The organism is Microcoleus sp. N3A4 (genome assembly GCF_036701805.1).
Classification (GTDB): domain Bacteria; phylum Cyanobacteriota; class Cyanobacteriia; order Cyanobacteriales; family Microcoleaceae; genus Microcoleus.
Genome location: NZ_JAUBRJ010000001.1, coordinates 1 through 19550, shown reverse-complemented (window position 1 = coordinate 19550; position 19550 = coordinate 1). Strand labels below are relative to the sequence as shown.

At 45.4% G+C, this 19550-nt stretch carries 20 protein-coding genes and 2 pseudogenes; 19 read left to right on the top strand and 3 right to left on the bottom strand.

Annotation, left to right across the window (positions count from 1 at the left end; genetic code table 11):
• Positions 1 to 95 precede the first annotated feature (95 nt).
• Positions 96 to 734 (bottom strand): peroxiredoxin, encoded by a 639-nt coding sequence (locus QUA56_RS00110; protein ID WP_333033773.1) that lies wholly within the window; start codon positions 732 to 734, stop codon positions 96 to 98.
• 161 nt (positions 735 to 895) lie between these two features.
• Here QUA56_RS00110 and QUA56_RS00105 point away from each other — a divergent pair, with 161 nt between their 5' ends.
• The 7 genes from QUA56_RS00105 to QUA56_RS00075 all read left to right on the top strand — a co-directional run bounded on the left by QUA56_RS00105 (position 896) and on the right by QUA56_RS00075 (position 5021).
• Positions 896 to 1171 (top strand): hypothetical protein, encoded by a 276-nt coding sequence (locus QUA56_RS00105; RefSeq protein WP_333351745.1) that lies wholly within the window; start codon positions 896 to 898, stop codon positions 1169 to 1171.
• Positions 1172 to 1266: 95 nt separating this feature from the next.
• A complete protein-coding gene (locus tag QUA56_RS00100) occupies positions 1267 to 1629 on the top strand; it encodes a cupin domain-containing protein (RefSeq protein ID WP_333351743.1) in 363 nt (120 codons plus the stop codon).
• 549 nt (positions 1630 to 2178) lie between these two features.
• Complete coding sequence (locus QUA56_RS00095) at positions 2179 to 3060, top strand: ChaN family lipoprotein (protein WP_333351741.1); 882 nt, start codon at positions 2179 to 2181, stop codon at positions 3058 to 3060.
• Positions 3061 to 3098: 38 nt separating this feature from the next.
• On the top strand, positions 3099 to 3680 hold the full coding sequence (locus QUA56_RS00090) for an NAD(P)H-dependent oxidoreductase (protein WP_333351739.1): 582 nt from the start codon (positions 3099 to 3101) through the stop codon (positions 3678 to 3680).
• Between the two features lie 152 nt (positions 3681 to 3832).
• Positions 3833 to 4303, top strand: coding sequence for a helix-turn-helix domain-containing protein (locus tag QUA56_RS00085; RefSeq protein ID WP_333351737.1), 471 nt, complete (start codon positions 3833 to 3835; stop codon positions 4301 to 4303).
• Positions 4304 to 4306: 3 nt separating this feature from the next.
• Positions 4307 to 4627: a PIN domain-containing protein gene (locus QUA56_RS00080; RefSeq protein ID WP_333351735.1), complete on the top strand. Its 321-nt coding sequence runs from the start codon at positions 4307 to 4309 to the stop codon at positions 4625 to 4627.
• Between the two features lie 76 nt (positions 4628 to 4703).
• A complete protein-coding gene (locus tag QUA56_RS00075) occupies positions 4704 to 5021 on the top strand; it encodes a hypothetical protein (protein ID WP_333351733.1) in 318 nt (105 codons plus the stop codon).
• Positions 5022 to 5447: 426 nt separating this feature from the next.
• On the opposite strand, the gene QUA56_RS00070 is transcribed toward QUA56_RS00075, so the two are convergent.
• The gene (locus QUA56_RS00070; RefSeq protein ID WP_333351731.1) at positions 5448 to 6281 is read right to left on the bottom strand and encodes an inositol monophosphatase family protein; all 834 of its coding nucleotides are present in this window, start codon (positions 6279 to 6281) and stop codon (positions 5448 to 5450) included.
• Positions 6282 to 6425: 144 nt separating this feature from the next.
• Positions 6426 to 7859 carry a BCD family MFS transporter gene (locus tag QUA56_RS00065; RefSeq protein ID WP_333351730.1) on the bottom strand — a complete coding sequence of 478 codons (1434 nt, stop codon included), beginning with the start codon at positions 7857 to 7859 and terminating at the stop codon, positions 6426 to 6428.
• A gap of 150 nt (positions 7860 to 8009) precedes the next feature.
• Between QUA56_RS00065 and QUA56_RS00060 the strand changes: the two genes are divergently transcribed.
• The 12 genes and pseudogenes from QUA56_RS00060 to QUA56_RS00005 all read left to right on the top strand — a co-directional run.
• Complete coding sequence (locus QUA56_RS00060) at positions 8010 to 8954, top strand: aldo/keto reductase (RefSeq protein ID WP_333352163.1); 945 nt, start codon at positions 8010 to 8012, stop codon at positions 8952 to 8954.
• 190 nt (positions 8955 to 9144) lie between these two features.
• Positions 9145 to 9660: an isoprenylcysteine carboxylmethyltransferase family protein gene (locus QUA56_RS00055; protein ID WP_333351728.1), complete on the top strand. Its 516-nt coding sequence runs from the start codon at positions 9145 to 9147 to the stop codon at positions 9658 to 9660.
• Between the two features lie 59 nt (positions 9661 to 9719).
• Positions 9720 to 11156, top strand: coding sequence for a hypothetical protein (locus QUA56_RS00050; RefSeq protein WP_333351726.1), 1437 nt, complete (start codon positions 9720 to 9722; stop codon positions 11154 to 11156).
• Between the two features lie 390 nt (positions 11157 to 11546).
• On the top strand, positions 11547 to 13130 hold the full coding sequence (locus QUA56_RS00045) for a chloride channel protein (RefSeq protein ID WP_333351724.1): 1584 nt from the start codon (positions 11547 to 11549) through the stop codon (positions 13128 to 13130).
• A gap of 62 nt (positions 13131 to 13192) precedes the next feature.
• A complete protein-coding gene (locus QUA56_RS00040) occupies positions 13193 to 14143 on the top strand; it encodes an Rpn family recombination-promoting nuclease/putative transposase (RefSeq protein WP_333351722.1) in 951 nt (316 codons plus the stop codon).
• 54 nt (positions 14144 to 14197) lie between these two features.
• The gene (locus tag QUA56_RS00035) at positions 14198 to 15073 is read left to right on the top strand and encodes an Rpn family recombination-promoting nuclease/putative transposase (protein WP_333351721.1); all 876 of its coding nucleotides are present in this window, start codon (positions 14198 to 14200) and stop codon (positions 15071 to 15073) included.
• A 58-nt stretch (positions 15074 to 15131) separates the two neighbouring features.
• Positions 15132 to 15740: an HAD family hydrolase gene (locus QUA56_RS00030; RefSeq protein ID WP_333351719.1), complete on the top strand. Its 609-nt coding sequence runs from the start codon at positions 15132 to 15134 to the stop codon at positions 15738 to 15740.
• A 154-nt stretch (positions 15741 to 15894) separates the two neighbouring features.
• Positions 15895 to 16374 carry a J domain-containing protein gene (locus QUA56_RS00025; protein WP_333351717.1) on the top strand — a complete coding sequence of 160 codons (480 nt, stop codon included), beginning with the start codon at positions 15895 to 15897 and terminating at the stop codon, positions 16372 to 16374.
• A gap of 83 nt (positions 16375 to 16457) precedes the next feature.
• Entirely contained in the window at positions 16458 to 16730 is a 273-nt protein-coding gene (locus tag QUA56_RS00020; RefSeq protein WP_333351715.1) for a DUF3143 domain-containing protein, read from the top strand.
• Between the two features lie 149 nt (positions 16731 to 16879).
• Positions 16880 to 17480 (top strand): annotated as a pseudogene (locus tag QUA56_RS00015) (IS607 family transposase).
• Complete coding sequence (locus tag QUA56_RS00010; protein WP_333351714.1) at positions 17471 to 18646, top strand: transposase; 1176 nt, start codon at positions 17471 to 17473, stop codon at positions 18644 to 18646. The pseudogene QUA56_RS00015 and the gene QUA56_RS00010 overlap by 10 nt, the downstream one beginning before the upstream one ends.
• Positions 18647 to 19266: 620 nt before the next feature.
• A pseudogene (locus QUA56_RS00005) lies at positions 19267 to 19473 on the top strand (reverse transcriptase N-terminal domain-containing protein); the annotation flags it as partial.
• Positions 19474 to 19550: the final 77 nt, after the last annotated feature.

The window sequence follows — 19550 nt, the reverse complement described above, 5'->3', positions numbered from 1 at the left end:
AGATTGCATAATTTCTCTGTTGGTAGTGAGGACTTCAGTCCTCAAAAAAGAGGGAAGGACTGAAGTCCTGACTGCAAACATTGCGTAAATTTAACCTATTTATTCGGCTGAGGAGTCATCCGCAAATAAGGCTTAATCGGCGTGTAGCCTTTGGGAAATTTCTCTGCTAACTCTGCGGGGTCGGTAATCGAAGGTACGATTACGCAATCGTCGCCATCTTTCCAATCAACCGGAGTCGCAACGCTGTATTTGTCGGTAAGTTGCAAGGAATCAATTACTCGCAAAATCTCATTAAAATTCCGACCAGTGCTCGCCGGATAAGTAATGCTTAAACGCAGTTTCTTTTCCGGGTCAATCACAAAAACTGTGCGGATTGTTAAGTTGTTCAGCGAGTTGGGATGGATCATGTCGTAAATGTCGGAGACTTTACGATCGCCATCTGCTAAAATCGGATAATTGAGGGTGACATTTTGCGTTTCCTCAATGTCTTTAATCCAGCCCATGTGAGAATCCACATCATCGACGCTGAGGGCAATGGTTTTGACGCCCCGCTTTTCAAATTCAGACTTGAGACGGGCCACTGCACCGAGTTCTGTGGTACACACTGGAGTATAGTCTTTCGGGTGCGAAAACAACACTACCCAGCTATCGCCGGCCCAGTCGTAGAAATTGATTTCCCCTTCAGACGAAGCTTGGGTAAAGTTGGGAACTGTATCGCCTAATCGCAGAGTCATAACTGATTTCCTCTAATTTTATTTAAGGACTGTTCCTTATCATGCCATAATTGCCCGGTTTCTCGATCGAGCTGTAAAGGATTCTAAACTTTTTGGTCGATCGATCGCCAATTCCACTACTGTAAGGTATTGTGTGGCTTCTAACGCTGAATTTGATTGCTATGCTTTACTTTTTGCTTAAGGCAATACAGCCTGTTTTAGTCCCGCTGTGTTTTGTCTCCGCCTGGGGTTTAGTTTTTTTGCTCTTTTCGAGTATCGGGCGCACTGTCGCCGACTCCATGCGCCGAGCTCAGCGGATGCACCAAATCCCTTGTGCTAACTGCGTATTTTTCACCGGCGACTACCACCTCAAGTGTCCCGTTCAGCCTACAATAGCTTTATCTGAAGATGCGATCGACTGTCCTGATTATCGATCGCATTCGGGAACTTACGGTTAAAAAATTCTGCCGGATTTTTATATATTTCTTAACATCTCTCGCTCTTTCAATTAAACTTAACTTATGGTAAAGAGATTTTCAGGAGTGTGGAAAGAATGCTAATTCAAAAGCTAAATGCCTGCGAGGAGTTTATTGCTGGCGACGGTACTCAACTGCGAGAATTGCTGCATCCAGACAAACAAGCTGTCGAGTTGCGTTACAGTTTAGCGCACGCCGCTTTGCCAGCGGGACAAACTTCTGCGCTGCACTCCCTGACAACTTCTGAAGTTTACTACATCCTCAGCGGCGTTGGAGAAATGCACATCGACGGCGAAAATCAATTTGTGGAAGCCGGAGATGCAGTTTACATTCCCCCAAACGCCAAGCAGTTTATTTACAACTGCGGCACAGAGCCGCTAATATTTATTTGTATTGTCGATCCCGCGTGGCGAAAGGAAGACGAGACAATTTTCCAGTAATTTTCTAGTTTTTATCCTTTTACGATCGTTACCCGGCTCTGCCCGGTAACGCATATCTAGAGGCTCTGCCTCTACTGAAACAAACATCACAAACCGAAAATCTCTTTTAACAACAACAGCACCCAGCCATATGTACCGAGTGAATTCCTCTTTTTTCAACTTCGATGCGGAGTTGCAATAATCCTCGGATTCAGTTGCATTGCTCCCCTCTAATTAGTTGAGGAAGTATCAGCTTTGTTTGTGGGTGCTGCTATTGGTTTTTAATGAGACAGATGTGAGATTAAACAGCGTTTTACTCCTTATATTCTATGTTGAACTTCGCTGTGGTATCTGGATTTGGTATCTGTCAGAGAAGCTTTTTGTTCGCTTCATATTATTAATTTAGCACCTTCTTCTAGAAGCACAAGTACCTGCAACTAAACTTTACATTTTTAGCAGGAACTGCGGATAATTATGAAGTTAAATCAAGCATCGAGCTTTCTAGCTGCTCAGCTAAAATAGTAGAGTTCGGCTGTGCTTGCTGCTGCGATAAACAGGCATAATATTTGTATGAAAAGAACCAAACTCATCAAACTGTGCGCCTTATCGATCGGCATCTTTCTGCTGTGCAGCAGTGCAGCGGCTGCTTCAACGACGGCGAACCCTCAACCTCAGCAAACTTATACTAACCAAGAGATTCTGCAACAGTTGGTGAAGGCAAAAGTCGTGTATCTGGGAGAAACCCACGATAGCGCGGAAGACCACCAAACTCAACTGACGATTATCCGAGAAATGCAGCGGCAAAATCGAAAAATTGCGATCGCCCTAGAAATGTTTCAGCGTCCCTTTCAAAGTGCGATCGACAACTACTTAGCAGGTAAACTGACTGAACAGCAATTAATCGAGCAAACAGAGTACGATCGCAGGTGGCGTTTTCCCTGGGAATATTACGCCCCCATTTTGCGGTTTGCCAAAGAAAATCAACTACCAGTCATCGCCTTAAATACACCATCCGAAGTAACGAGAAAAGTTGCCAGTCAAGGTTTAGAAAGCCTCACTGCAGAGGAAAAAAAGTACATTCCCCCAATATCCGAAATTCGCACCGACAACGCCGAATACCGGCAACTGCTGCTAGAAGTTTTCCAGCAACACCAAAAGGCAGGACAGGGAAATAGTACGGCTTTTGAAAGATTTTTGCAAGCCCAAGTTTTGTGGGACGAAACTATGGCGGAAAAAATAGCTGAATTTGTCAAAGCCAACCCCGACTATCAAGTTGTGGTGTTGGCGGGAAAAGGGCATATTATTTACGGTTACGGCATTCCCAGTCGCGTCGAGAGGCGTTTGGGAGTCGGGAATGTAAAAGTGCGATCGATCTTATTCAATTCCAGTGAAAATCTTCCTTTGTCGGCAGATAAACCCATTGCTGACTTTGTTTGGAATCACTCGGAATAGTATAATTTTACTCGGAAGCAATAATCAGGAAAAAATCAATGACAAACCGACCAAAAATACTTGCATTTGCCGGAAGTACCCGCGAAGCATCCTACAACAAACTGCTGGTAAAAGTTGCGGCGGCTGGGGCTACGGCGGCGGGTGCAGAAGTTACTTATGTAGATTTGCGCGATTTGCCGCTGCCGCTATTTGACGAAGATTTGGAAGCAAAAGAGGGAATGCCAGAAAATGCCCGGAAATTGAAGGAATTGATGGTAGCGCATGACGGGTTTTTGATAGCTTCTCCTGAGTATAACAGTTCAATTACGCCTGTGTTGAAAAATGCGATCGATTGGGTATCGCGCCCAGCACCGGGTGAACCGGGATTGGTGGCATTTACTGGCAAAGTAGCGGTAATTATGAGTGCTTCCCCAGGCGGAATCGGCGGCTTGCGGGGATTGGTTCATTTGCGATCTATCCTGGGGAATATTAACGTATTGGTACTTCCGGATCAGAAAGCAGTTCCCCAAGCTTTTGAAGCATTTAATGCTGACGGTACGATGAAAGATCCCAAACAGCAGGACTCTGTTGAAAATCTCGGTGCTAAGTTGTCTAATGTGCTGTCGAAATTAATCGCATGAGGCAATAAATTGATTTTGCAGTAGGGACACAGCAATGTTGTGTCCCTAATCCTAGTATCTGTTATTTCGCTGGCTGCATCAAGTGCGATCGCCTCGCAAAAAAATTGCTACGATCGTAGTCGATCGCCTGTTATTCTCACCCCCAAATTAACATGACATTCACCGGAGATCCCGACTCAGCACCTGCTTTGCCGACAGCAGCAGAAGCAGCGGTTGCCAAAACCAGCAGCCGCGCTTTAGAATCGCACTTGCAAAATCATCCGTCTGGCGAATCCCTCAAATTGATATTAAACGAAAAAGAGGGAAAGACAATTGACATACCTGCGGCTGCATTGCCACTGCTATTAGCGATTTTGCAACAGACAAGCAGCGGCAATACTGTCAAGCTAACTCCAATTACTAAAGAACTTCATATTTATCAAGCAGCAGACATTCTGGGAGTTTCCGATAAATATATGCGGGAGTTGCTGGATGCGGGAAAAATTCCTTACAAGACAGTCAGGAACAGTCGCCGGATACGTTACGAAGATTTAATGGATTATAAGAAACAAAGTTACGAAGAAAGCAGTAAAATTATGGATATGCTTGTAGATGAATCAGAAGCACTCGGTTTGTACCATTAAAACATGGCAATTTTAACTGTTGTTTACGATGCTAATGTTTTGTATTCGGCATCTCTTCGTGACTTATTTGTAGAGTTGGCAACTACCGACATAGTTGAGGCACGTTGGACTGAAGAAATTCACGACGAGTGGATGAGAAATGTACTTATAAACCGTCCCGATATAAGATTTGAACAGCTTTCCCGAACCAAAAGATTAATGAATGCAAGTGTTGAAAATTGCTTGGTGCAAGGCTATGAGACAATTATACAAGAGTTAGAACTTCCCGATCCGGGCGATCGCCATGTCCTCGCTGCTGCAATTCACTCTCGTTCTAAGGAATGAGAATTAAATAACTTGCATTTTTTGTAGGTTGGGCCCGTGGAACGAAACCCAACCCCACGCTTGATTGTTGGGCGGAGTGAAACGGAGGGTTCGTGCCACGGGCCCAACCTACGGAAGTTATTTAATCCACGATCCTAAGTTTATTATTACTTTCAATGTCAGAGATTTTCCTGAAGAAGCTCTTGCACCTTACGACATTTTAGCGCAGCATCCAGATGATTTTATTTTAGACTTGCTTGACCTCAACTGGCAAACAGTATGCAAAGCTGCCGAGAAACAAAGAATCCGGCTCAAGAATCCGCCAAAAACGCCTGACGAGTATTTGGAAACGCTGGTAGAATTGGGACTGCCGCTGTCAGCAAATCGGATGCGAGAATTTTGCTATCGAGATTAGTTCGATCGCAAATAGCAGACTTTTCCGAGTTTCTTTCAAGGTTTATTCTTGTATCTTCCCAGAGGCTAACTCTTCAACCTAGCCAATATACCACTCATCTACTTTTTCCAACACCGCAGTAAACGTATTTTCCATTGTGCCTCTACTTGAAAACGGGTGTAATTTTATTTCTCAGATATAATAGCTAGTGGAAAAGTTACCACAAATTGTACCAGCACCGCATCACCCGATCGACGTAAAACAAAACCACCCGATCGCAGATTGGCAGAAATAGACAAGAGTAGAGATACTTAAACCATCGGTCATCGGTCGGTATATTTCTTCCAAACAGCACGGCAGGCGTGGGAGACTCCTCCGTTACGCCTGCCCTGCAGTTTTATTTAACAATTGTTCGATTTCCTACGGGATAGCTTCGATTCACCTAAATTACCCCATTTTTTTCTTCTTCCAAGCCTCCACAAACGGCAAAAACACCGACACCAACTCCTGCCGGTTCATCACCAAAGTCGGATAAGAAATCCTACCGTAATTCTTCCCCACTTCCAGCGGAAAAATAGCCTGGGACTCCAGCGGTAGCCAAACCGCACCCGCCGCCTTCACAATTACCCAACTCCCCGCAATATCCCAAATTTTCGGAGTCGCTTCCACCCCTCCCATAGCCGCACCCGAAGCCACAGTCAAAAAATTGTAACTAGCCATACCCAACATCCGAATTTTACTCGGAAGATGAGGCCCGATTCCCACACTCCGGGAACACAAATTAAAAATATGATTTCCGCTCATTTTATCAGCAGTCGGACAAATCGGCCGATTGTTCAAAAACGCACCTTGAGGCATATTTGTCAATACATTGTCTCCCACCAAATCCCCTGCATAAAAACCGTGAAAAAATTGATTCACCGGCGGCAAATGCACGCAGCCAAAAACCGGAGTTCCGCGATACAATAAACCCAAAGAAATGCCCCAAATCGGAATTCCCCGAGCAAAATTAGTCGTAGCATCCAAAGGATCGACAACCCAACACCATTCAGTATCTGGGAAAACGTGTTCTCCTTCCTCGCTCAAAATCCCGTGACTGGGAAAAGTAGATGCGATCGCACTTCTAATTGTCGCATCCGCCCAATTATCAGACTGCGTAACCAAACTCCCATCATCCTTCTCATCCGCTTGTGCAGAACCGAAATCTTTCAAAAACTGCTGGCCGACTGTCTTGACAGTAGTCTGAGAAAAACTTAAAATAGAATCCCAAAAATTAGTCATTAGTTATTAGTTATTGGTTATTCGTTATTGGTTATTCGTTATTGCAGCAATAACAACTGACAACTAACAACTGCCAACTGCCAACTGCCAACTGACAACTGACAACTGACAACTGGCAACTGCCAACTGCCAACTGACAAAATATCAGTCTAATTCATTTTCAAGAATAGTGGCGATCGCACTTTTAGCATTATCCTGAAACTCCCCAACATCCACCCTACCCAACAGCCAAACAGCTAGAATCATACCCGCAGCCGGCACAGCAAACACCAACCCGTAAGCCAACATCGGCACCCCAAATAAACTCCTGCCAAAATCCAAAATAGCACCGCCGCTAACCGTCGCCACACCCCGCGCCATCGCCTGCGACAAACCCCAAGCACCAATAAAAGTCCCCGCAGTTTCCGCAGCAGTCAAATCCAACATCAAACTCAGCGCACCAGTCGTCGTAATACCCGAAGCTAAACCAAACAACATTAAAGCCGACTTAAACACAATTGGATTTCCTGTAAATCCAGATAAAATAATCAAACCTAAACAAGCCGCCACCGAGAAACAGCCCAACCTAATCGTATTTTGCTTGCCAATTCGCGGCACAATTAAAAAACCAGTGGCGCTCAAACCAAAAAGCACACCAGTACCGTAAATAGCATTCAACCGCGTAGTTTCCGAAATCGGCATCTTAAAAATTTCCCCGCCGTAAGGTTCCAAAACCGCATCCTGCATAAACAAGCAAATTGTCATAATCAGCAGGAAAGTAAAAAATAAACCGGTTTGACGGCTAGCAGTCAAAATCCGCAGCGCACTTCCCAGAGTAATTTTATCTTCTCGATTCACTGCGGACGATCGCACCTTGTACCGCGAATACTTTTTCTCAACCCCAAAAGTCGCAATCCCCACCAACAGCAAAACCAGCGCCGGCACCTTCACAAACAAACCGTTAATCGAAGCCTGCAACACTTCCCGCGACACATCCCCATCAATTTGCTTCAGCAAACCGCTGCTAACAATCGCCCCGATAATAATACCAACCATCAGCATCGACCACACCACACCCACCAACTTCGATCGATCCTCCTCATCCGAAACATCCACCAACAAAGCAGCAAAAGGAGTCGAACTCGAACAAATAGCAATACCGTAAAGCGCAAAAATCAAACCCAACAAACCCACCCAACCGTAAGTAGGAGTCGTCCACCCCACAGCCTCCAAACTGCCGCCCAAGCCCCACATCACCTGCACCGCCAAAAAAGCAGAAATCACAAACAAAACGCTTCCTACCCATACATAACCCGTGCGGTGATGGCCAAACAAAGGCTTAGCATCAGACATTTGCCCGAACCACACCCTAGCCGGGGCGACAAACTGGTGCATGGCCAGCGTACCAGCCACCACAGTAGCCGGAATCGCCAACTCCTTAATCATCACGCGATTGAGCACCCCCAGCGTCAAAATCGACATCATGCCCAATCCCATCTGAAACAAACCCAACCGGAACATAGTCAGGAGGGAAACTCTCTTGATAGCAGGAGTCGCGGAATCTGTTAATCTTGAATCTGGCAAACGGTCGATCGACATAACTATTCAAATAAACACAGCATTTGCATTTATAGTAACTGAGATATCGCCACCAGCCGCGTTTCCTCCCCCGGCTAGAAGCTCGATCGCGATTATTCGTATAAATTCATATAAAAATAAAGAGAATCAATAACTGTGGATTTACCAACCGTGACAACCATTACCCTAGGAAAAAATGGCCCAGCCGTCATTCCCCTGTGCGTCGGAACTTGGGCTTGGGGCGACAAACTATTTTGGAACTACGGCAGCAACTACGGCGCCGCCGAAGTCGAAGCAGCATTCAAAACATCCCTAGACAGCGGAGTCAACTTCTTCGACACAGCCGAAGTCTACGGTAAAGGCTTGTCAGAAGAATTGCTGGGGCAGTTTATCAAAAAAACCAGCCAACCCGTGCAAATAGCCACCAAATTCGGCCCCCTACCTTGGCGGGTTACAGGAAAATCAGTTTCCGACGCTTTGAGTGCCAGCTTAAAACGCTTGCAAGTAGAACAAATAGCCCTCTACCAAGTGCACTGGCCCTTGACTTTTTTACTCAGTCAAGAAACCCTGATGAACGCCTTAGCCGATGAAGTAAAACAAGGCAGAATTCAAGCAGTAGGAGTCAGCAACTATTCAGTAGAACAGATGCGCGAAGCCCACAAAATACTAGCAGCCAGAGGCGTTCCCCTAGCAACAAATCAAGTCCGGTACTCCTTGCTGTCGCGGCAAGTAGAAAAACAAGGAATTGTGAGTGCAGCCCGCGAATTGGGAGTCACAATTTTAGCTTACAGCCCCTTAGCCCAAGGATTGCTCACCGACAAATACACAGCCCAAGTACAACCTACAGGAGCCCGCAAAATGGACTCCCGCTTCAGCAAAACCGGCATCGAAAAAATCGAATTAGTCATGTCCACGCTGCGGAAAATGGGCAAAAAGCGCGATCGCACGCCCGCCCAAGTAGCCCTAAACTGGTTAATAGCTCAAAACGGAGTCATCCCAATTCCCGGTGCCAAAACCGCAAAACAAGCCCAAGAAAACGCAGGCGCATTAGGCTGGACTTTAAGCCAAGATGAAGTCAATCAATTAGAATTAATGACACGTCCTTGGCGAGAATAAATTTGTTAATTGTTGACAGTTCACTGTTGACTGTTGACTGTTGACTGTTCGCTGTTCGCTGTTCGCCGTAGGTTGGGTTTTACTTCACTCTACCCAACTTACACTTCACTTTATTCTCCCCTCTTCCCTCTTCCCTCTTCCCTCTTCCCTCTTCCCTCTTCCCTCTTCCCTCTTCATTCTTCATTCAATTATGAAAATTTTAACTGACTGGGGTTTCACGCGCGAAGGCTGGCGCAACAACAGCCGCGGCGAATACTTAGTTTTGCTGCAAGGCGCATTGCTAGCAGGATTTGCCATTTTACCAGTTTATCAACTGCCGGGATTCAAAATTGAATCAACTCAATTACTTTATTTTACCTGGATTCTAGCAAGTATCCTCGGTTTAGCCGCACTAATTTTAATTGTCAAAGGATTGATAGATTTGGGAAAAAACCTCACACCTTTACCCTATCCCAGAGAAGATGGAGAATTAATCCAAACAGGCATTTACGGAATTGTACGGCATCCGTTATACAGCGGCTTAATTTTAGCAGCTTTCGGCTGGACAATCTTTCAAATCAGCTTATCTCATTTAATCGCCACAGCAATTTTAATCATATTTTTTGATATCAAATCCAACCGAGAAGAAACCTGGTTAACCCAAAAATATCCAGCCTATTCAGAATACAGCCAGCGAGTCAAAAAACTAATTCCCGGAATCTATTAACAGATTCCCTCTGCATCTGCGTTAATCCGCGTTAATCCGCTTCAATCTGCGGTTAAAAAATGAAATTTCACAAAAAATTACAAATTAAACTGCTAGCATTAACACTATTTTTATGCTTATCGCAGCAATTAACAGCGTGCAGCTTTCTCACAAAACCCTTTCAACTTCCCGCCTCAGCCAAACAAGAACCCTGGCCAATTCAAACAGGCCTCCGAGCAGCCATCCTCCGCGACAACATACCAACAGTCAACCGCACAGTTTTAGTACCCGACGAAGCCACATTCTTAGCAGCCATCCAAAAATGGAATCTCAAAGGAAACTGGCCTATTCTCATCGAAGACAAAAAATATGCGCCCATGTTTTTGCAGCGCTTTCAACCCGAAGAAATAGTGCGTTTGCCAAGCATCAAACAGCAACTGCCAAAAGGTCAAAAACTCCAACAATTAATGCTCGACAGCGCAGCAGCAGCCTGGAATGCCACCAATACTCAAACATTAACAGCACAATGGAAGCAACTCGGCTGGGAACCCCCAGGAGTAGTAATCACATCAGAAAATGACCCCGCCCGCTCAGCAGCAGTTGCCTTAGCAGCCGCTCACGGCGAACCTTTAGTATTTCTCGAAGGCAACTTCGGAAAACCCAACGATACCCTCAATAACACACAGTGGAAAACTCTGCAAACAGCAGTTACAAAAGCCGTCGAATCAACCGGATATTTTTACTCTCAACTCGCAGATCCGATCGACACAATAACCATTGTACGCCAACTAGCCGTAAAATATCAATCTCCTGAAAAACCCGACGAACAATTAGCTGTTACCGACGGTTTGGGACGGCACCCCAACGGCGAACGCTGGGCGGCTGTCGGCTGGATTTACGGCTCGGAAGTGCGATCGATCTATCAAGCCATGTGCGCCTTATTTCTCGATACCGAAACCGCCATGCTTTATGACAGTTACCCCAAGGAAGGAAATTGGGGAAAATATGAAATGAACTCAGCAGCTAGCGGACTAAAAACCATAGGTTTGAATGTCGAAGTAGTGCAGCAACCAGAATCGAGCCTGGAAAAGTGGCGGAGTTTAGCATCAATACCGTGGACATTTGACTTAATATTAATGAATTCCAAAGGCTATCCAAAATCATTCCAAGTCGGTAACGGCGACGCCTCAGTTGAGGACATACCAAAACTCCAATTTCCCGCAGCAATCCACATGATCCACAGTTGGTCTGCTGCCGCGCCAGATGACACAAACACCGTTGCCGGAAGGTGGCTAGAAAATGGTGCTTACGCATATATTGGCAGTGTCAACGAACCTTTGTTATCTGCATTTATTCCACCTAAAATAATGGTCGATCGCCTGAAGCGAGGGGCACCCTTTTTAATCGCAGCACGCCAGTTAGAATCCCCGCCCTGGAAAGTCGCCACCATCGGCGATCCGCTAATGTCGATCGCCAAACCCAGACCAAGAATCCCGCCCACTCAACAACCGATGTGATATTGTGCGCGATCGAGGGATTTGAGATTTGAGATTTGTGGTTTTAAGGTAAAATCTCAAATCCACAATTATTTAATCTGAATGTTGTTTTTCACTGAGTTATACGATATTACAAGTTCACTGATGCGATCGCCCTAAGCGCCAACACTGTAAATATACTTAATTATCATTATCGCGAGAGTCTATCTAAGTTTGAATGTAACTCAGAATACAATTACGCCAAATCTGCGGACTCTCTGAATCGGTCATTCCACCCCAGCCGCCAGCGCAAAAAATCTACCCTAAAATACGCCTTAATTAACTTGTCAATTCCCGTAAAATCACTCAAAATTAAAAAAAGAAATAAAATGTAATATTTATCTAACTTCTCACAGAAGAATTAACCGCTAAATGAGAGTCACCCCTCCTGTGGATTTGCCGCCACCCGGGCCAACCGCAGCAACTCCCCAAGCCTCCCGCCTAAGCCCGCTGTTCACCCGCCTGCACCCGAGCCCAGAAACCCTCCTGCTCATCCTCTCCTTAGTCATCGGGGGAGTTACGGGCGCAGGCGTCGTCACCTTTCACTACCTCATTGACTTGATCCACAGCCTGATGCTGGAAGACTTCATGGGGGCGATCGCCTCGAAAGGCTCTTGGACGCTAGCCTGCATTCCCACCCTCGGCGGAGTCATCATCGGGCTGATGCGCTGGCGGTTTCGGGACTTTGGCCCGAATATGTCTTCCTTAATTGCAGCCACCCGCGGCCTGCAAGAACTCTCCCCCCTCAAACCCATCACCAAAATGGTGGCAGCCTCAGTTTCCCTCGGCACCGGCGCCTCCCTGGGCCCGGAAGCCCCCAGCGTCGAAATCGGCGCTAATTTTGGAATGCTGCTGGCTCAAGTTTTGCAGCTCTCCCCAGAACGGCAGCGCTTGCTCCTCGGCGCCGGAGCAGCAGCAGGTTTATCCGCCGGGTTTAACTCTCCCATCGCCGGAGTCTTCTTTGCATTAGAAGTCGTGCTCGGCAGCACCTTTGCCACTTCGTCAGTCAGCGTTGTCTTGCTCTCCGCCGTAGTTTCGGCGCTGATCGCTCAAATCTGCTTGGGAGCTCAGCCGGCTTTTGCCTTGCCGGTCTACGATGTCCGCAGCCCCCTAGAACTGCCTCTGTACATGGGATTGGGACTTTTGGCGAGCGGAGTCTCCCTAGTCTACACAGAAGCAATTCAATTGGCCGATCGCTGTTTTCAAGGAAAAGTCCGAGGATTTGCTTGGCTCGGACAAATACCCCGGCCGCTTCACCCCATCATCGGCGGGGCCTGCGTCGGCTTAGTCGCCCTGCAATTGCCTCAAATTTTGGGTGTCGGCTACGAAACAGTCCAAGCAATGCTCCAAGATGTTAAATTTTCCTTGCCTTTGCTGCTGCTGCTGCTGTTTGTCAAACTGGCGGTGACAGCAATCAGCCTCGGCAGCGGTTTAGTGGGCGGTATCTTCGCTCCGGCGATGTTTTTGGGAGCTTCCCTGGGTTCGGCTTACGGCCTCTTTTTGGAAATGCTGCCGGCAATGAGCGATCGAGTCGCCGGCCCTCCCGCCTACGCAATGGTGGGAATGGCCGCCGTGCTCGCCGGCAGCGCCAGAGCACCGCTGACAGCCATCTTGTTGATGTTTGAATTAACCCGCGATTACCGGATTGTCTTGCCTTTGATGGCAGCAGTCGGATTGAGCGTTTGGCTGGTGGAGTGTGTCAACCGCCGATCGACAGCCCACAGCCTCAACCTTCAGCAAATGGGCGTAGACGTGGCTCTCAATACCCCGATCAAAGCCAGAGAACAGTTGCAGGATTGGGAAGACGCTCTGGGCGATCGGATTGTCACAGAACTAATTTCTTGCCAGCTTCCCATTGACGGCGAACAAAGGGACGATGAGTCTGTGCTGGCGATCGCTAACGCACATTTGGCGGAAAATGTCAAACCATTACCTGAAACAAAATCAGTAGTTTGATTGAGTTCAAATCCCGTTGCTGCGTCACAAAACTAATAACCAAAAACCTAAATATTACAGCCATGATATTTATCAACCCAAAAACCGATTACGCCTTCAAAAAAATCTTTGGTTCATCAGAAAGCAAAGATATTCTGATTAGCTTTCTCAACGCCTTAATTTATGAAGGTAATTCTACCATCGAAGACTTAGAAATTATCAACCCAAATCTGCCGCCCAAACTTGAAGGATTAAAAGATAGTTATCTGGATGTGAAAGCCCAACTTAGTGACGGCACTTTAGTCATCATTGAAATGCAAGTGCTAAACGTCCAGTCTTTTGGCAAACGAGTTTTGTACAATGCAGCAAAAACCTATGCTTTTCAATTGGAAGCAGCACAAGGATATCGATTACTGAAGCCAGTGATTGCTTTGACAATTACGGATTTTGAAATGTTTGCTAACAGTGAAGAATTTATTTCGAGATTTGTGTTCAAGGAAGTGAATAAAAACTTTACTTATCCCGAAAATGACCTGGATTTAGTGTTTGTAGAGTTGCCCAAGTTTACTAAAGGAGAGGAGGAACTGGAAACCTTAGCAGATAAATGGATTTATTTCATGAAAAATGCCAGAAGTCTCACATCAATCCCAGAAGCAATGGATAGCATACCCGAAATACATGAAGCTTTTAATATTGCGAATCAAGCCAAGTTAAGCCGCGAGGAAGTGGCAGATTTGGACAGAAGAGAACAGTTTATTTATGACCAACAGGGCGCGATTATGAAAGCGGCTCTAGAAGCGCGAGAACAAGGCATAGAACAGGGCATAGAACAAGGCATAGAACAGGGCATAGAACAAGGCATAGAACAGGGCATAGAACAAGGGATGCGAGAACAGGCGATCGCGATCGCCCGACAATTACTTTCACGGCTAGATGACGAAACCATCAGCCAAACTACCGGGCTTAGCCTTGAGGATGTACGGAATTTGCGTGAAGCGAAGCTATCCCGAAGGGAATCGTCGGGTGATTCCTGACACTTGCGACAAACTACGCCTCACTGATTTAACCCGTACTACCAAATTAAAGCCATGATATTTATCAACCCGAAAACCGATTATGCCTTCAAAAAAATTTTCGGTTCCTCAGAAAGCAAAGACATTCTAATTAGCTTTCTCAACGCCTTAATTTATGAAGGTAATTCTACCATCGAAGACTTAGAAATAATCAACCCAAATCTGCCGCCCAAACTAGAAGGCTTAAAAGATACTTACCTCAATGTCACAGCCAAACTAGACGATGGCAGCTTAGTCATTATTGAAATTCTAGTTCTCAATGTTCAATATTCTGGCAATCGGGTGTTGTATAATGCAGCCACAACCTACGCATTTCAATTGCAAAAAGGAGAAGGCTATCGAATGCTCAAGCCATTAATAGCTTTAACCATTACAGATTTTGAAATGTTTCGCAACAGCCCTAACTTAATTTCGCGATTTGTGTATAAAGAAGTTAAAAGCAATTTAAACTATCCGGAAAATGACATGAATTTAGTGTTTGTAGAATTACCTAAATTCTCTAAAGAAGCAAGTCAACTAGAAACCTTGACAGATAAATGGATATATTTCATGAAATATGCCAGAATTCTCTCAGAAGTTCCCGAAACAATGGATAGCGTACCGGAAATCCACAAAGCATTCGATCTTGCCAATGAAGCCCGGTTAAGTCGGGAAGAAGTAGAAGCTTTGGAACGCAGGGAACAGTTTATTCACGACCAACAGGGGGCAATTATTAAAGCTTTTGAAGAAGCAAGACAGGCAGGAATACAGGAAGCAAGAGAGGAAAGAAAACGAGAAGAAACGCTAGCGATCGCCAAACAATTAATTTCACAGCTAGATAATGCCACGATTAGCCAAGTTACCGGGCTTAGCGTTGAGGATGTGCAAAATTTGCGCTCGGGCGATTCATAGCTTAAAGTAATTGGCTACAGGAAGTGGAGCTAGACTTAGTGATGAACGATTTTTGATTATGGATTATAGCAAAAAACTACTGATTCTCGATATTGATGAAACTTTAATTTATGCTACCGAAGCATCACTACCTCGGCAAGCTGACTTTTTAGTGGAGCCATATCACATTTATAAACGACCGTTTCTTGATGTCTTTTTGAAAAATTGCTTAGACTGGTTTGAGGTTGCAGTTTGGACATCTTCTACGCCGTCTTATGCGATCGCAATTGTGTCAGCCATCTTTGAAAATCCTAAAACTTTATCGTTTGTGTGGGCAAGCGATCGCTGCACAGTTGCTTACGATTACGATATGGAATGGTTGGAATATTACAATCGCAAAAATATAAAAAAGGTCAAGCGCAAAGGGTATCGTCTAGAGTCAATCATTGCAGTGGATGATACGCCTCAAAAGTGGGAGCGCAGCTATGGCAATCTGGTGCGAGTAAACCCCTTTGAGGGGGAGGAGACGGATGATGAATTGAAGTATTTGCTGCTTTACTTGGATCGACTCAGATATGAAGAAAATATCCGCAGTGTCGAGAAAAGGTTCTGGCGAAATAGGCTTATCAGATCGATCGGTGAGTCAGATATCTCAAACACTTCGTCAAGTCCCATAACAAATCGATGAAGCAGACGGCCTGAATATCTTGGTGCTGAGTTTGATGTTACTTGCCGTCGCGATCGCCCACCCTCAACCCCTCGATCTAGCAGACAGTGGCGCTACCCTCAAATCTGCTCTAAAATAATCAAAAATTATAAACAACAAGCCCAGAGGCGCTGAGGTGACTCCTAACGAGGGAACGGCAAACAGCAAAAGTCAGAAAATACCCGGCAAAACCCCCTTGGGTTCTAGTTACTACGGCTTGTTAGGGCTGCATCCTTCCGCATCGCCGATCGAAATTCGGCGATCGTACCGGGAACTTAGCAAACTCTACCATCCCGATACCACCGACCTGCCACCCGCAGTCGCTACCGCCAAATTTCAGCAGCTCAACAACGCCTACGCCACCCTCAGCAACCCAGAACGCCGCCTCGCCTATGACCTCAAAATAGGCTATTCTCGGATGAACGTGATTCAGAAACCCCCTGGCTTCAACACTCCGGTTTCCCAATCGCGGGTAAAAAATTTCAACTCGGCTTACCTCGATCCCACGGATCGCCCCCTTTCTCCAGGAGAAATATTTGCCCTGTTTATCATGGGAGCTACCTTAATCGGATGTTTGGTACTGGCGATCGCGATCGGCTTAATTCGCGGCAATTAAACCCTCAAATCCCAAATCCCCAATCCCAAGCCTAAAATCCCCAATCCTCAATCTAAAATCTAAAATCTAAAATCTAAAATCCCATGACTCTTCCTTCCGCTGACACTCCTTTATACAACCATCCGCTCCCGGAAATCGAGCAGTGGCTAATCAGCCGCGGCTGCCAGCAAGACAGGCGAGAACTCCACTGCTGGCAGGTCGATCGACTTACATGGAAAGCAGAACTCTCCCTCGATATCGACCAACTCACCGTCCGCTACATCGAGGCCGGAGCCGACGGCCAAGATATTCAGCGAGCCTTCAAATACTCGCTCTCGCGTCAGGACATTGAAGCAGCAGTTTTCTCAGGCCCCTAATTTGATTTGAGATTTGAGATTTGTCCTCCAATCTAAAATCTCAAATCGTTATCTCGAGCAAGACATTAGTGAAATTGGTATTGTAAAACTTTATTCACTTTCTAGTCAACAATAGGCAGAAATAGTAATATGTAGTCAGGAGATCGAAGATGAAGCTACCTGACTATGCCAAAGCAATAGGCATAAGTTACACGACTGCATGGCTAGGCGTGGAAAGCCAATAAGCTGCCACATCCGGCACGACAGACAGAAAGCGGACTAATCTTAGTTGATTACCTACCGCAGTCGCCATTAAGCAACGCCAAGAAGAACCGAGTCGCTATTTATAGCCGAGTCTCTTCTTCTGAGAACAAAGATAATCTCAATCCCCAATCAGAGCGATTAACTGAGTACGCAATTGCCAATGGTTATCAAATTATTAGAAACGTCAAAGAGATTGGTAGCGGGATCAACGACCACAGAAAACAGTTAGAAACATTGCTACAGCAAGATGACTACGATATTTTATTGGTTGAACACAAGGATCGTTGGGCTCGATTTGGTACAAATTATCTAGATGTACTGCTTCTTAGATTGGGGGTTGAGTTAGAAATAGTCAACCTAGCGGAGAATGGAAAGGATGAATTGATGCAAGATTTGGTGGCGATAGTTACAAGCTTTGCTGCTCGACTTTATGGACAACGCCTGAAGAGTAGAAAGACAGAAAAAATAATTTCTGAACTCAAAGATGGAGGTTCTGAATGCAACTAGCCGAAAGACACATCATTAAATCCACGGAACACCGTTTTACAGAGATCGATGTACTAGCTTTTAAATCCAAGAATCTCTACAATGCTGCTAACTACGTTATTCGTCAGAGTTTTGTTTACGGGTGGGGCTATGTCAATTACAACGAGATGAACCGCCTGATGAAGTCTCATCAAGCATACAAGGCTTTGCCTGCCAAGGTAAGCCAACAAATCTTGATGATATTAGATAAAAATTGGCAATCATTTTTTGAAGCGGTTAAAATTTACAAAGCTGATTCCTGCAAGTTCACTGGTCGCCCAAAACTGCCGAAGTACAAAGATAAGGTTAAAGGTCGAAACATCCTTGTTTACACCATTCAGGCGATTAGCAGTACGCAGTTAAGAAAAGGAATTGTCAAACTTTCCGGTACAGAGCTTTCAATAAAAACGAAAGTAAATCCCGATCGTATCTGCCAAGTTAGATTAGTCCCAAAATGCGATTCTTATGTAATCGAGGTGATTTATGATGAACCGGAGTCCACCGCCAGTAGCAACAATTCTGTAGCTAGTATCGATCTAGGATTGAGTAACTTAGTGGCGCTAACTTCAAATCAACCGGGATTTGTCCCATTATTGATTAACGGGCGACCATTGAAATCGATCAACCAGTTCTACAATAAGCGCTCTTCACAGTTGCAATCTCAGTTAAAAGGAGGTCGCAAAACCTCATCCCGCATTCAACGCTTAACTCGCTGTCGCAATCAAAAAATTGACAATTACTTGCATCACGCCAGTCGCCTGATTATTAACCTTCTGACTACAAAGCAGATTGGGGCGCTAGTAATTGGCAAAAACGCACAGTGGAAAACAGAGATTGACTTAGGGAAGAAAACCAACCAAAATTTTGTCAGCATTCCTCATGCTCGATTAATTGAGATGTTGGAATATAAAGCTCGACAGGTTGGAATTAAAATAATCGTGCAAGAAGAGTCTTATACTTCACGGGCAAATTTTCTGGATTTAGATCCAATCCCTGTATACGGAAAAACCGATAAAGAACCTGTGTTCACTGGCAAGCGAATCAAAAGAGGTTTGTATAAAACATCAGTCGGTCAATTGATTAACTCTGACGTGAATGCCTCATATAAGTGCGATTCGTTCAGTCGAAACCGAGAAATCGGGGGATGACTGGCTTCTACAGGGTAATCCATCAGGATTGAGTTCGCACTTTAATCCCTTGTAGATGACAACTTCATAACCTTGCAGGTGAGCGTCAGTATCCTAGAAAACGTCAAGCCCTGCCCCTCAAACGTAGAGGTGAAAGCATATCCCCCACTGTAGCGACTAGCCCTCAATCGGTGAAGCGGGGATAAAAGCGGAAAGAGCTACTAGCCTAAAGTGGTATCCCGTAAGCAAGTTTCTATGGATAACGAAAGTGAAGTCACTGCCTGAATCACCGTTAAGCCGAACCAGCGAAATAAGGCTTCATGCGCTGGTAGTCCCAAAAGGGCATTAGTACAGGGTGGTATGCGAATTTGTATCGGCATACCTACGTTACCCAAAAACTCGGTGAAGAGGTGACATCCTAACGGAACAAACCAATGGTTATGAGGAACGAAGTAAATCACCTGATTACTCTCGGAGAGGTCGAATACTTCGAGCAGTCAGCTAAGACGAAACATCTGGATTTCCAGGTAACAGGTGGTAGAGATTGAGTCAAAAGCCAACGCCTCATTGTAATGATGAGGATATGCTAACGGACTCACGGTAATACGGATGATATAGCTACAAGTAGCAATGAATATGTTATGAACACGGCAGAAAAACCGATGTATGAATGGAACGATATCAACTGGCGAAAGCTAGAGCGTAACGTTTTTAAATTGCAAAAGCGGATATATCAAGCGTCTAATCGTGGTGATGTCAAGCTAGTACGCAGACTCCAGAAACTGTTGATAAGTTCTTGGGCAGCAAAAGCATTAGCGGTTCGTCGGGTAACTCAGGATAATCGCGGTGTGCGACGTGAAGTCGTACATTAGGCGCATCTGCGCTGAATAACTGGAGAGCCGCCTCTCCCGGAGAACTCTCTCTC